Origin of the sequence: Pseudomonas sp. NFR02, from assembly GCF_900119375.1 — a bacterium.
GTDB classification, from domain to species: Bacteria; Pseudomonadota; Gammaproteobacteria; order Pseudomonadales; family Pseudomonadaceae; genus Aquipseudomonas; species Aquipseudomonas paracarnis.
Map to the genome: position 1 here is coordinate 420,375 of NZ_FPJJ01000003.1, position 12,106 is coordinate 432,480.

General features: G+C 59.2%; 12 protein-coding genes and 2 pseudogenes. 11 read left to right on the forward strand and 3 right to left on the reverse strand.

The annotated features are described in order from the left end of the window. Window positions 1-19 precede the first annotated feature (19 nt). Window positions 20-1,510 carry an aldehyde dehydrogenase gene (locus BT199_RS12230; protein WP_072434558.1) on the forward strand — a complete coding sequence of 497 codons (1,491 nt, stop codon included), beginning with the start codon at window positions 20-22 and terminating at the stop codon, window positions 1,508-1,510. Window positions 1,511-1,641: 131 nt separating this feature from the next. Continuing rightward, a complete protein-coding gene (locus tag BT199_RS12235) occupies window positions 1,642-2,574 on the forward strand; it encodes a cupin domain-containing protein (RefSeq protein ID WP_072434559.1) in 933 nt (310 codons plus the stop codon). A gap of 1 nt (window position 2,575) precedes the next feature. Here the strand turns inward: BT199_RS12235 and BT199_RS12240 are convergent, their stop codons facing one another. The 3 genes from BT199_RS12240 to BT199_RS12250 all read right to left on the reverse strand — a co-directional run bounded on the left by BT199_RS12240 (window position 2,576) and on the right by BT199_RS12250 (window position 4,143). Next, complete coding sequence (locus BT199_RS12240; protein ID WP_072434560.1) at window positions 2,576-3,481, reverse strand: LysR family transcriptional regulator; 906 nt, start codon at window positions 3,479-3,481, stop codon at window positions 2,576-2,578. A gap of 117 nt (window positions 3,482-3,598) precedes the next feature. After that, the gene (locus BT199_RS12245; RefSeq protein WP_072434561.1) at window positions 3,599-3,859 is read right to left on the reverse strand and encodes a metallothionein; all 261 of its coding nucleotides are present in this window, start codon (window positions 3,857-3,859) and stop codon (window positions 3,599-3,601) included. A gap of 56 nt (window positions 3,860-3,915) precedes the next feature. Further along, window positions 3,916-4,143 (reverse strand): hypothetical protein, encoded by a 228-nt coding sequence (locus BT199_RS12250; protein ID WP_003191203.1) that lies wholly within the window; start codon window positions 4,141-4,143, stop codon window positions 3,916-3,918. A gap of 217 nt (window positions 4,144-4,360) precedes the next feature. Between BT199_RS12250 and BT199_RS12255 the strand changes: the two genes are divergently transcribed. The 9 genes and pseudogenes from BT199_RS12255 to BT199_RS12290 all read left to right on the forward strand — a co-directional run. Beyond that, window positions 4,361-6,088, forward strand: coding sequence for a hydrogenase maturation protein (locus tag BT199_RS12255; RefSeq protein WP_072434562.1), 1,728 nt, complete (start codon window positions 4,361-4,363; stop codon window positions 6,086-6,088). A gap of 142 nt (window positions 6,089-6,230) precedes the next feature. After that, a complete protein-coding gene (locus tag BT199_RS12260; protein ID WP_014718438.1) occupies window positions 6,231-6,839 on the forward strand; it encodes a dTMP kinase in 609 nt (202 codons plus the stop codon). Window positions 6,840-7,158: 319 nt separating this feature from the next. Beyond that, window positions 7,159-7,407 carry a CsbD family protein gene (locus BT199_RS12265; protein WP_014718439.1) on the forward strand — a complete coding sequence of 83 codons (249 nt, stop codon included), beginning with the start codon at window positions 7,159-7,161 and terminating at the stop codon, window positions 7,405-7,407. 490 nt (window positions 7,408-7,897) lie between these two features. Further along, window positions 7,898-9,265 carry an epoxide hydrolase family protein gene (locus tag BT199_RS12270; protein ID WP_072434563.1) on the forward strand — a complete coding sequence of 456 codons (1,368 nt, stop codon included), beginning with the start codon at window positions 7,898-7,900 and terminating at the stop codon, window positions 9,263-9,265. A 62-nt stretch (window positions 9,266-9,327) separates the two neighbouring features. Beyond that, window positions 9,328-10,401, forward strand: coding sequence for an alpha/beta fold hydrolase (locus BT199_RS12275; RefSeq protein WP_072434564.1), 1,074 nt, complete (start codon window positions 9,328-9,330; stop codon window positions 10,399-10,401). Window positions 10,402-10,425: 24 nt separating this feature from the next. After that, window positions 10,426-10,935, forward strand: a complete 510-nt coding sequence (locus tag BT199_RS12280) for a cytochrome P460 family protein (protein ID WP_032902606.1) — start codon at window positions 10,426-10,428, stop codon at window positions 10,933-10,935. A 25-nt stretch (window positions 10,936-10,960) separates the two neighbouring features. Further along, window positions 10,961-11,737 (forward strand): alpha/beta fold hydrolase, encoded by a 777-nt coding sequence (locus BT199_RS12285; RefSeq protein ID WP_072434565.1) that lies wholly within the window; start codon window positions 10,961-10,963, stop codon window positions 11,735-11,737. Between the two features lie 12 nt (window positions 11,738-11,749). Further along, window positions 11,750-11,827: pseudogene (locus tag BT199_RS27475) on the forward strand (creatininase family protein); the annotation flags it as partial. A 74-nt stretch (window positions 11,828-11,901) separates the two neighbouring features. Continuing rightward, window positions 11,902-12,078, forward strand: a pseudogene (locus tag BT199_RS12290) (aldehyde dehydrogenase family protein); the annotation flags it as partial. Window positions 12,079-12,106: the final 28 nt, after the last annotated feature.

Below are 12,106 nucleotides of genomic sequence, written 5' to 3' on the forward strand. Positions count from 1 at the left end.
AATTACATAGGAGTACAGTATGTTCAACCTCGACTACTGGCAGCAACGCGCTGCCCGTCAAACCTTCATCAACACCGCCTTGATCGACGGCCAGGCCGTCGCCGCACTGTCCGGGGCGACCTTTGACGCCATCAACCCGGCGACCAACCAGCTCCTTGCACGTGTCGCCGCCTGCGGTGAGGTTGAAGTGGACTTGGCAGTGCGCTCCGCACGCCGCGCCTTTGAGAACGGCCCGTGGCGGCGCATGCCTCCAGGCGAACGCAAAAAAGTCCTGATCAAACTCGCCGACCTGTTGATGACCCACCGCGAAGAACTCGCATTGCTGGACTCCCTGAACATGGGCAAGCCGGTAATGGACGCCTATAACGTCGACGTGCCCGGCGCGGCCCATGTGTTCGCCTGGTACGGTGAAGCCCTGGACAAGCTCTACGATCAGGTCGCGCCGACTGCCCACAACGCGTTGGCGACCATCACCCGCGAAGCCCAGGGTGTGATTGCCGCGGTGGTGCCGTGGAATTTTCCGCTGGACATGGCCGCCTGGAAACTGGCACCCGCCTTGGCGGCCGGCAATAGCGTGGTGCTCAAGCCCGCTGAGCAATCGCCGTTTTCCGCCCTGCGCCTGGCCCAACTGGCGCTGGAGGCAGGCATCCCCGAAGGCGTGCTAAACGTGGTGCCAGGTATGGGCGAGGGCGCCGGCAAGGCACTGGGGTTGCACCCGGACGTTGATTGCCTGGTGTTTACCGGCTCCACCCAGGTGGGCAAATACTTCATGCAGTACGCCGCCCAGTCCAACCTCAAACAGGTGTGGCTGGAGTGTGGTGGCAAGAGCCCGAACCTGGTGTTTGCAGACTGTCAGGACCTGGACCTGGCGGCGGAGAAGGCGGCCTTTGGGATTTTCTTCAACCAGGGCGAGGTGTGTTCGGCCAATTCGCGCCTCTACGTGCAACGCTGCATCCACGACGAGTTCATCGAGCGCCTGATCGATAAATCCCGCGCCTGGATGCCCGGCAACCCACTTAATCCCGCCAGCGCCGCCGGTGCAATTGTCGACAGCGGGCAAACCGCACGCATCATGCAAGCCATCGGCCGGGCGCACGCAGACGGTGCCACGCTGTTGACCGGTGGCCAACAGTTGAACATTGAGGGTTGTTCAAACTTCATCCAGCCGACGATATTCGCCAACGTCACCGCTGACATGCGCCTTTCCCAGGAGGAGGTGTTTGGGCCTGTGCTGGCGGTGAGCGCTTTCGATACCGAAGAACAGGCCATTCAGCAAGCCAACGACAGCCTTTATGGCCTGGCGGCCTCGGTGTGGAGTGATGACCTGAACCGTGCGCATCGCGTGGCCCGTGCCCTGAACGCTGGCACCGTGTCGGTCAACACCATTGATGCGCTGGATGTGACCGTGCCGTTTGGCGGCGGCAAGCAGTCGGGGTTCGGGCGCGATTTGTCGCTGCATTCGTTTGATAAGTACACGCAACTGAAAACCACCTGGTTCCAGTTGCGTTAACTGCCCCGTTTCGCATAACTGCTGTGCCGTCACAGGCATTCATCCGCCAGTGGGCAATGCCTATAGTCCACTCACCCCGTGCAGCGCTTCAACCGCGCTGCGCGATCCAGCCCAAGACTGAGGTGAGCCTGATGAACCGTGAATTGGACCCCGCACTGACGGATATCAACCAAGTGGACGCCGAGTACTTCGAGTACAGTAAGGCGGCGAACCCCATCAGTGCCAACCTGATTTCCCGCATTCCCTACCACAGCTTTCCCGCCTCGCTGTATGACAATGGCCCCTCCCGCGTGGTACCGCTGGACCTCAGCGAGGCTTTGGGCTGCGAAGGCCCCGCCACCGGCCCCGGGTTATGCGCAAACTTCATGCGCCTTAACCGTGGTGACACACTGACCCTGCAACCCAACGCCACTTCCCAGGTGTTCTACGTGATTGCCGGGCAAGGCAGCGTGGTTCAGGGGGAGTATGAGATTCAATGGTCCAAGGGCTGCTTTATTGCCCTGCCGGGATTACAGCAGGCGCACTTCAGTGCCCGCGAGGATGCACGTCTTTACTATGTTCACGATGAGCCGTTGCTGCGTTACCTGGGGGTGACACCCCGCGCCGATCGCTTTGCGCCGACCCTGTACCCAGCAGCGCTGGCCAACGCGAAGTTGCGTGAAGCGGCCGATGATCCCAGGGCACAGGACCGCAGCCGCATCAGCATCCTGCTGGGCAACCGTCATTTCCCGCAGACGCGCACGGTGACTCACGTGCTGTGGGCCATGTACGGAATTCTGCCGGCGGGATCGGTGCAGAAACCCCATCGGCATCAGTCGATTGCACTGGACTTCATTATTGATTGCCCCAAGGGCTGTTATTCATTGGTGGGCACCGAGCTGGACGCGGATGGGCAAATCCGTAACCCGCAGCGGGTCGACTGGTCGCCCGGCCTGGCGTTTGTCACACCACCCGGTTACTGGCATGCGCATTTTAATGAATCGGATAGCGAGGCGTTCCTGATCCCGATTCAGGATGCGGGGCTGCAAACCTACTTGCGTGCGTTGGATATCCGCTTCAGTTGAGTCACTTCCAGTCCGGTGTTTCGCCCAGTCGTTCAACGATAAAGTCGATAAAACACCGGACCTTCGATGACACGATGCGCTTGGGCGGGTACACAAACCACACCGCAAACGCCCGCTCCACGCCCTGGATGTGCCATTCGGGTAGCCACACTGCCAACTCACCGGCCTCGATACTTCGCGCCACCAGCCAGTCCGGCAACAGCCCAAAGCCCAAGCCTTGGCGCACGGCGATGAGTTGCGCGTCCAGGTCATTGATTCGAATCACGCCGTCATGCAGCAACGGGAACGCGCGGCCGGCGGATACAAAACTGATATCGCCGCCGGTCGCCGTGCCCAGCACCGCAGGCACACCGGCCAAGTCCGTGGGCGTGGACGGAGGAGGGTGCTGCGTGCCAAACGCCGGGCTGACCACCAAGCGGTAGTGGCCGTCGCTGAGCTTGCGTGCCTTGAGCGTCGAATCGGCCAGCTCGCCAATGCGGATGGCCAAGTCGACGCCGGCATGAATCAAATTGACCTTGTTGTTATCCAGCACCAGTTCCACGCTGATCTGCGGGTAGCGCGCCAGAAAGTCATTCAACGCCGGCAGGATGTGATGGCGAGCAAACGCCGGTGGCAGGTTGAGTTTCAACACGCCCCGGGGATGCTGGTTCAGCGCAGACGTGGCTGCCTTGGCGTGTTCCAGTTCATCCAATACTCTGCGTGCGTGTATCAGGAAGGTCTGGCCGCCTTCGGTCAGATGCAGCGTGCGTGTGGAGCGGTTGAACAGCGCGATGCCCAGGTCCTGCTCAAGTTCCTTCACATAGCGTGAAACCGTTGAGGCCTTGATCCCCAAGCGCTCGGCGGCACGCGAGAAATTGTTGCCTTCGGCGGCTTCGATGAAGGCGGTGAGCGCGGTGAAATAGTCCAAGGGCAGCCTCAGGGCAGGGCGGTGAGACGTGCAGGTTGTTGAGTTTTGCCGGGGGCTGTCAACTGCTAGACCCTAGAGCCACGATGCAGCCCCCGTTTTCCTAGTGGGGCTGAATGATCAAGGCGATATGGGATCGCTTGCAGGAAAGGTTTCTTCGATCGCCTCGTCGAGCTGGCTATCGCTGACGGAGCGGTCTCGCACCTTCACATTCGACTCGCAATGGCAATCAACACTGGGGCACGCTTGACCCTGTGGGTGCAAGTCGGCGCATGCCTGGCTGCAGTAGGCTTTGCCGTTGCGCTGGTGACGCATGTCATGGGTCACCTGGCAGGTGCAGCCTGGGCAGGCGCAGGGCAAACCTTGAGTTGTCGGGTTCATAGGTCCTCCGAATATTCAGTGATTGATAAACGGGCAGCGCTTTTCTGATACGCAAATCAGGGCTGCTGGTAATGCCCTGGGATGTCATGGCCTTCATCGGCGGGCTTGTTGCGCTTTTGCACCTGGACGTCGCTCAATTTCGCGTCCTTGAGCTCTGCAAAGCGCTGCCTGAGCAGGGACTCGGCCCATTGAGGGTCCAGCGTGTCGGCATCGTGCTCAAGCGTGCGGCTTTGTGGCTGGTTGTCGAGGATGAAACTGATGAGGTAATGCGGTTTCTCGAACATGAACGTGGCTCCGTTACGGTTAACAAGGCGTACCCGAGCAGGGCATGTTCATTTGATGAGTAGGTTGCGCGGTGATTCAGAAAAAATAAGCCGCTTTCATCTATTGATCTCGATCAGGTGGGGAGGCTGGCTCGCTCTATAACCTTGGGCGCTTATCGATGGCCAGGGACGGCTCAACGGGCTGCTCCGGTCGCACATTCTCAAGGAAGAGTCAGCCATGCGATCACTGAAGATCCTGTTGTTATCATCGGCATTCAACGGTTTAACCCAACGGGCCTGGCTGGATCTGCGCCAAGCGGGTCACGACCCCAGCATTGTGGTGTTCACCGATCAAGCCACGGTATGCCAGCAGGTCGAGGCGTCTGGCGCCGACCTGGTGATCTGCCCATTTTTGAAGGACCGTGTGCCGCATCAACTGTGGAGCCATCCGCAACGCCCGGTGGTGATCATCCATCCGGGCATCGTCGGCGACCGTGGCGCCAGTGCGCTGGACTGGGCCATCACCCAGCAGGCCCGCCGTTGGGGCGTCACCGCCTTGCAAGCGGTGGAGGAAATGGACGCCGGGCCAATCTGGTCCACCTGTGAGTTCGACATGCCCGCCCAGGTGCGCAAATCCGAGCTGTACAACGGCCTGGTGAGCGACGCCGCGATGGTTTGCATCCGTGATGTAGTGGCGAAATTCGCCAAGGGATTCGTCCCGACACCGCTCGATTACACCCAACCCAGCGTCATCGGACGCTTGCAGCCGAACATGACCCAGGCCGACCGCACCTTCAGTTGGTTCGATTGCGCAGGCTTTATCAAACGCAGCATCGACGCTGCCGATGGCCAGCCCGGCGTGTTGGCCAGCCTGTTGGGCGGGCAATATTACCTCTACGACGCGCACTTGGACGCTCGCCAGGGCACTCCCGGAGAAATCCTCGCAGTGCAGGACGATGCCGTGCTGGTAGCGGCTGGAGATCACAGCCTGTGGATCGGCTCGCTCAAACCCAAAGGCCCAGAGACCTTCAAGCGACCGGCACGGCACGTTCTGGCTGAGCAGTTGGCCGGGGTGCCGGTGCTGGACAGTTCAATCGCCTGCCAGGCGTTCAACGAGCGGGTCTATCAACCCATTCGCTACCAAGAGTTCGGCCACATCGGCGAACTGACGTTCGAGTTCTACAACGGCGCCATGAGCACCGAACAATGCCAGCGGCTGGTCGCAGCGTTGCGCTGGGCCAAGGCGCGAGATACCCAAGTGTTGCTGATCAAGGGCGGGCGCGGCAGCTTTTCCAATGGGGTGCACCTAAACGTCATCCAGGCCGCCGACGTGCCGGGGCTGGAAGCCTGGGCCAACATTCAAGCCATCGACGATGTGTGCCTGGAGCTGCTCACTGCCAGGCAGCTGGTGATCAGCGGCCTGACCGGCAGCGCAGGCGCAGGCGGCGTGATGCTGGCGCTGGCCGCCGACATTGTATTGGCCCGCGAAGGTGTGGTGCTCAACCCGCACTACAAGACCATGGGACTCTACGGCTCCGAATACTGGACCTACAGCCTGCCACGGGCCGTGGGCAGCGAAATCGCGCATAAGCTTACCGAAGAATGCCTGCCCATCAGCGCCATCCAGGCTCAGCAGTACGGCATGGTTCAGGCCATCGGCCCGCGTTGCCCGCAAGCATTTGGCTTATGGCTTTTGCAACAGGCCGACAGTGCGTTGACCGATGATAAGTACCTTCATGCACGCACACGTAAAGCCACGCTGGATACTCAGCAAGTTGAACGCTGTCGCGACCAGGAACTGGCACAGATGCGATTCGACATGGTGGAAAATCGCCAGCAGTTTGCCGAGAAATGCCGCAACTTCGTGTTTAAACGCAAAACCTGCCAGACCCCGCAGCGGTTGATTGCGCCGTGGGCGTTGAGGTACGAGGCTGGCGTGCCGCAAAGCCGGATGCTGAATGACTGACCGTCGACGCGGGGAGGGCGCGGCGGCCAGTCCAGCCTCGCGTTGGGCGATAGGGTTCCCCATAATGAAGTCCAATTTGCCCAAATGCTCAAACTAGAGGCCCCATGGAACTGTACAACCTTAACGATGACGCAGCGCTCGTATGACTCGGGCGCTGTTTATTTCGTTGGATGGGCCCAAGGGTACCGGCAAAACCACGCTGTTGGAGGCCGTTACGACAGCGTTGAGGGCCGACAATAAAAAGGTCGTCCGACTGTGCGAGCGCAAGAGCGATCCCTATCGAGCGCAAACGATGGCGCTGGTTAACAAATTCGCCAGAGACCCCAGCCGGGATCTGGAACTTGAGGTGTGTGAGCGCTTTGCTGACAGCCGCAGCTGGATTACCCAGCACGTACTGGCCGCACAGCCACCTGACAGCATCATCCTGATGGATCGCTGGTACCCGTCTGATGCTGCGTTTCGTCGATTGATACCCTTTGCAGACATTCTTGAGCTGAACATTGATCGACAGGTGCAAGTGCCGGATCTGCATGTGGGGGTTGTCACCGCGGCGCAAATATCCTGGGCACGGGCGGCAGCACGACGGCGCGGGCTGAGCAGTACGGTGATGTTTAAGCTGGAGGAGCAAGTTGTGTGTACCGAGGCGTTTGAACGAGCGGCGGTGGGGCAGGGGTGGGTGATCTGTCGCAATGAAGGGACGATTGAGGAGGCGATGAGGCGGGTGGTTTCGCAGATATATAAAGTCCTTTGATCGAATTCAAGATGAAGAGCGCAAAGGCAACGAGAGTTAGCGGCGCTTGAGCAAAACATAGAAGCGTTGAAACGCCAGGGTGGTGACGCCGCCATTATTGACTGCGAGGGACGCCCGTGCGTGCGCACGCGAGAGGTCCCGGGCGAAAACCCCTATCACGATGCCGCTACAGGGAAGAAGACTTATCGGTTGATCTGGACTAAGTGAGGCTCATCAACTTTGAACTAATCAATAAGCCTGTCCACCTAACGCTTTGCACGTTGCCTCAAACCCGGGTTTTTCCTGGGTTACCCAATCACACACGAAGGTTTGGTTAATCATGAAGAGCGAACAGGTAGAAGGCGTTGTAGAAAAGGTTGCTGGCAAAGCGCAGAGCGCAGTCGGGAAGCTTTTTGGTGATTCGAAGTTGGAAGCTGAGGGCGCTGGACGCCAGGCTGCGGGTCAACTGACGCAAACCTATGGTGACGCACTGGACAGCGTTTCTACATTCGTCAAAGAAAAACCGGTTGCTGCACTGGCAATCGGGGCTGTTGCTCTACTGGTGCTGAAGAGATTGCTTGGTCGCTGAACAGCAGTAGCTTCAATCAGATTGCTAACGCGGTAGAAACGATGGTGAACGCTAACCAGAATCAGGGGCAAATTTCTGCAGTTTCTTGCAGGCGTGGAAGGGCGTGAAGTGGAGCGGGGTATCTGCCTGTTCCTTGGGTAACCAAGTCATGCTGCCTGGCAATCGACGCGGTCTCTATGCCCTTTGCCGAGCTTGATGGGCTGAAAAGCCCTTATGTTTTCCAGGTCCCAGAAAAGCCAATGCCCCGACAAGTCGGGGCATTGGCTTTTTTATGAGCGAGTGGTCGGTTTGTATCGTTTTGTATCTGCGCTTTGGATAGATACACAGCGATTCCTTTAAGTCGGTTGATGACACATACGGGATACCCGCGGGGCTTTAAATGAACCCATCGAGAAGGCGCAAACCTTTTCCAATGGATGACTCATTTAACTCGCGGCTATTTCTGCGCGTTTCGCGACGTTGTCGACCAATGACTTACAGGAAATTCAAAATGCCTGCAGCTACGTTCGGTTTCACCTGGCGCCATTGTCTGGCTTCTTCCGTGAGAATGGGCGCTTTGGGGTTGGCCCTGATAGCCGGCAGCGGTGCTGCCTGGGCTGCTGGCCCGGCCGTCGATGCGTCAGTTGCCAGCTCGGCCTCGACCCATCCCGAATCGATTAGACCTTATCGAATTCACGTCGATGAAGCGCAATTGACCGATCTGAAAAAGCGCATTGCGGCGACCCGCTGGCCGGACAAAGAGACCGTCAACGACTTTTCCCAAGGCGTGCAGTTGGCCCAGGTCCAGGCGCTGGTGAAGTATTGGGGCAGCGGCTATGACTGGCGCAAGGCCGAAGCGAAGCTCAATGCGCTGCCTGAATTCATCACGACTATCGACGGCGTGGATATTCAATTCATCCATGTTCGCTCGCCAAACCCCAACGCGATGCCGCTGCTTCTGACACACGGATGGCCTGGCTCACAGTTTGAGTTCTTGAAGACTATCGGCCCGCTGACGGATCCCGTTGCTTACGGCGGTAGGGTTGAAGATTCGTTCGACGTGATCATTCCATCGATTCCGGGACACGGTTTTTCCGGTAAGCCAACTGAATTGGGCTGGGGGCCGGATCGAGTCGCGAAGGCTTGGGATGTGCTCATCAAGCGTCTGGGTTATACCCACTATGTTTCCCAGGGCGGAGATCACGGTTCGGTCATATCGGATGCATTGGGCCGCCTGAATCCGCCGGGGCTGTTGGGCATTCACTTGAACATGCCGGCCACCATCCCGCCCGAATTGGTCAAGCCGATCAATAGTGGTGACCCGGCCCCTGACGGGCTCACTGAGCCTGAACGCAAGGCGTTTGATTCCTTGAGCACCTTCTTCGGCCGCAATGCAGCATACGGCGCGATGATGGTTACGCGCCCGCAGACTATCGGTTACCTGCTGGCCGATTCGCCTACCGGAACTGCGGCATGGATGTACGAAAAAATCGCCGCGTGGACGGACAGTGAGGGCCAGCCTGAACGGGTATTGACCCGTGACGAGATGCTGGACGATATCAGCCTGTACTGGCTGACGAACGCAGGCGCATCGTCATCGCGTTTCTACTGGGAAAACAACAACAACAATTTCAGCGCTGCCGCGCAGAACACCGCAAGCATCAAGGTGCCGGTGGCGATCACGGTCTTCCCGCACGAGATCTATCAGGCGCCAAAAAGCTGGGCGCAACGCGCTTACCCATCACTTTCCTACTACAACCAGGTTAACAAGGGCGGCCACTTCGCTTCCTGGGAGCAACCTCAATTGTTCAGCGAAGAGTTGCGGGAGGCCTTCCGGCCGCTGCGCGCCAAGCTGAGCGCAACGAAGACAGGCCAGTAGCTCACACGCAATCGAGCCAACACACCGGGCCGCTATTCGGCGGCTCGCTACGGAGAAATACCATGGAGATGACCTTGCTGAACAATCAAAATAAATCCAGCCGCCTGCGGGGTCTTGCCCCATCGCTGTTGGCAGCAGCAGTGCTGCAATTCGCGGCGGTGGCTGTCGGTTTTTCCCAAGCCAGCGCGGCTGATGTACCCGCGTCCACCATTGGGGCGATCACCCCGGGAGCTCACACCTCTCTCGGTGCACTTAAGCATGTGAAAGCGGGGCTGCTGAACGTTTCTTACGCGGAACTCGGCCCAGCCGATGGCCCTGTGGTCATTTTGTTGCACGGCTGGCCCTACGATATCAACGCATACGCTGATGTCGCTCCTGCTTTGGCGGACAAGGGATATCGAGTGTTGATCCCTTCTGCGCGTGGTTATGGCGATACGCATTTTCTCTCGGCCAAGACCATTCGCAATGGTCAACCTGCTGCGCTGGCGACCGACCTGATCGACTTCATGGACGCGCTGAAGATCAAGACCGCGGTGCTGGGTGGGTTTGACTGGGGCGCCCGCACTGCGGATATCGTTGCCGCACTGTGGCCGGAAAGAGTGAAAGCCCTGGTCGCTGTGAGCGGTTACCTGATAGGCAGCCAAGAGGCGGGCAAGGCGCCATTGCCGCCAGCCGCCGAACTGCAGTGGTGGTACCAGTTCTATTTCGCGACCGAGCGCGGGCGCCTGGGCTACGAGAAAAACACCCATGACTTCGCCAAGCTCATCTGGAAGCTGGCGTCGCCACAGTGGAATTTCGACGACGCCACTTATGAGCGCAGCGCGGCATCCTTGCAAAACCCTGATCACGTGGCCGTGTCGATTTTCAACTATCGCTGGCGCCTGGGGTTGGTCAAGGGCGAGGCCAGATACGACGCGCTGGAGAAGAAACTCGCGGCATTTCCATCCATCAGTGTGCCCACCATCACCCTGGAAGGTGATGCGAACGGCGCACCGCACCCACCTGCCGAAGCGTACGCCAAGCGCTTCACTGGCAAGTATGAGTACCGATTGATCACCGGTGGTGTAGGCCACAACTTGCCGCAGGAAGCGCCGAAAGCCTTCGCCCAGGCGGTGATCGACGCCGATCATCTTTGAAAACCGGCTGAGAGGATGGCGATGATGAAGCTGAAATTTCTGGCCGCGATGTCGGCTGCCATTGCAATCGCAGCGTTGAGCGCTGCCGGTGTGGCCTCGGGCGACGCCAGTACTGGTGACGCCTCTCCAATCTATGGCGTGAAATTGCCGGAAAACTACCGCCTATGGCCGCTGATTGCGCCGGCGCAGGAAGCGGCCCCCCTGAACGAACTTCGAGCCGTGCTGGGCAATGACTTGGCCATCAAGGCATATCAGGATTCAACGCTGCCATTCCCTGATGGCACGGTGCTGGTAAAGCTGGCCTGGAAACATGTGCAGTCCCCGGAATTCGAGCCGGCGTCCATCCCGGGGCCGGCCACGACCGTGCAGGTGATGGTCAAGGACTCGAAAAAATATGCAGCAACCGGTGGTTGGGGATTCGGGCGGTTTATCAACGGTAAACCGGCCGATGAAGCCCAACACCAAACCTGCTTCGCCTGTCACCAGGCGCGAGTGCGTAATCACGATTTTGTCTTCACTCGCTTCGCTCCCTGATTTCCCGTCAAACCTGGAGTCAACAATGAAAAAAGTACTAACCGCACTGGCCGTCGCCGTCAGCCTGAGCATGGCGACACACGCCTGGTCGCAAACTGAAAAACCCACGATTGTGCTCGTACATGGCGCCTTTGCCGATGCGTCGAGTTGGAATGGGGTCGTGAAGATTCTCGAGAAGGACGGTTATCCAGTGGTTGCCGCTGCCAACCCATTGCGCAGTGTAAAGAGCGATGGTTCGGCAATCTCGGCATTGTTGACGAGCATTCATTCGCCGGTGGTGTTGGTCGGCCACTCCTATGGCGGCAACGTTATCAGTGACGCGGCCAACGATCATGCAAACGTCAAAGCCCTGGTTTACGTCAGTGCGTTTGCACCTGAGGCCGGGGAAACCGTCGCCGGGCTGGCCGGCAAATTCCCGGGCAGTACGCTGGGCCCAACGCTGGCTGCGCCTGTACCGCTGGCCGATGGGGGCAAGGACTTGTACATCCAGCAGGACAAGTTTCACAACCAGTTCGCCGCTGACGTCCCCGCGAAAGAGGCGGCATTGATGGCCGCCACCCAACGCCCGGTAACGGAAGCGGCGCTCAACGAAGCGTCCGGCAGCCCTGCTTGGAAGCATATACCGTCCTGGTACATCTACGGCGACAAGGACAAGAACATTCCCCCGCAAGCCATGGCATTCATGGCCAAGCGCGCCGCTGCCAAAGCCGTGGAAGTGGTCAAGGGCGCTTCACATGTGGTGATGGTTTCGAACCCGGAACCGGTTGCCCGCCTCATCGAAAAAGCCGCCACGGCGAAATGACACGCCAGGGGCGAAGCGGCGTTTTCAGCGTTCTACGCCGAGGCGAGTTTTGCACGTCGCCCGGCGGGTTTCGTTTTGAAGTTGTGCAACGCTGAAACGCGGGAGAGAGGGGTTCGACGCGGCCAACGCCTGGGCATACCGGGCGTTGTGCTTATCGCGGGCAACCGGACCGTGCCCAACACCTGGCGACCCAGCTGCAGGCCGGCTCGGTGTTGATCAACAGAATTTCGCCAGAGCTGCTGGCGCCGTTCGGCGGGGTAAAGCAGTCCGGTGTCGGCCGGGAGTTTGGAGTCTTTGGGCTGCAAGCATTTCTTGAGGCCAAAAGCATCGTGTCGGATTAGCCTGGGGTTGGCGGGAGAGGGTGGTCGC

Excerpts from the sequence above, each read along its gene's own strand:
- BT199_RS12230 (WP_072434558.1), top strand. The coding sequence starts at position 20 with ATGTTCAACCTCGACTACTGGCAGCAACGCGCTGCCCGTCAAACCTTC.
- BT199_RS12235 (WP_072434559.1), top strand. The coding sequence starts at position 1,642 with ATGAACCGTGAATTGGACCCCGCACTGACGGATATCAACCAAGTGGAC.
- BT199_RS12245 (WP_072434561.1), bottom strand. The coding sequence starts at position 3,859 with ATGAACCCGACAACTCAAGGTTTGCCCTGCGCCTGCCCAGGCTGCACC.
- BT199_RS12250 (WP_003191203.1), bottom strand. The coding sequence starts at position 4,143 with ATGTTCGAGAAACCGCATTACCTCATCAGTTTCATCCTCGACAACCAG.
- BT199_RS12255 (WP_072434562.1), top strand. The coding sequence starts at position 4,361 with ATGCGATCACTGAAGATCCTGTTGTTATCATCGGCATTCAACGGTTTA.
- BT199_RS12260 (WP_014718438.1), top strand. The coding sequence starts at position 6,231 with ATGACTCGGGCGCTGTTTATTTCGTTGGATGGGCCCAAGGGTACCGGC.
- BT199_RS12265 (WP_014718439.1), top strand. The coding sequence starts at position 7,159 with ATGAAGAGCGAACAGGTAGAAGGCGTTGTAGAAAAGGTTGCTGGCAAA.
- BT199_RS12270 (WP_072434563.1), top strand. The coding sequence starts at position 7,898 with ATGCCTGCAGCTACGTTCGGTTTCACCTGGCGCCATTGTCTGGCTTCT.
- BT199_RS12275 (WP_072434564.1), top strand. The coding sequence starts at position 9,328 with ATGGAGATGACCTTGCTGAACAATCAAAATAAATCCAGCCGCCTGCGG.
- BT199_RS12280 (WP_032902606.1), top strand. The coding sequence starts at position 10,426 with ATGAAGCTGAAATTTCTGGCCGCGATGTCGGCTGCCATTGCAATCGCA.
- BT199_RS12285 (WP_072434565.1), top strand. The coding sequence starts at position 10,961 with ATGAAAAAAGTACTAACCGCACTGGCCGTCGCCGTCAGCCTGAGCATG.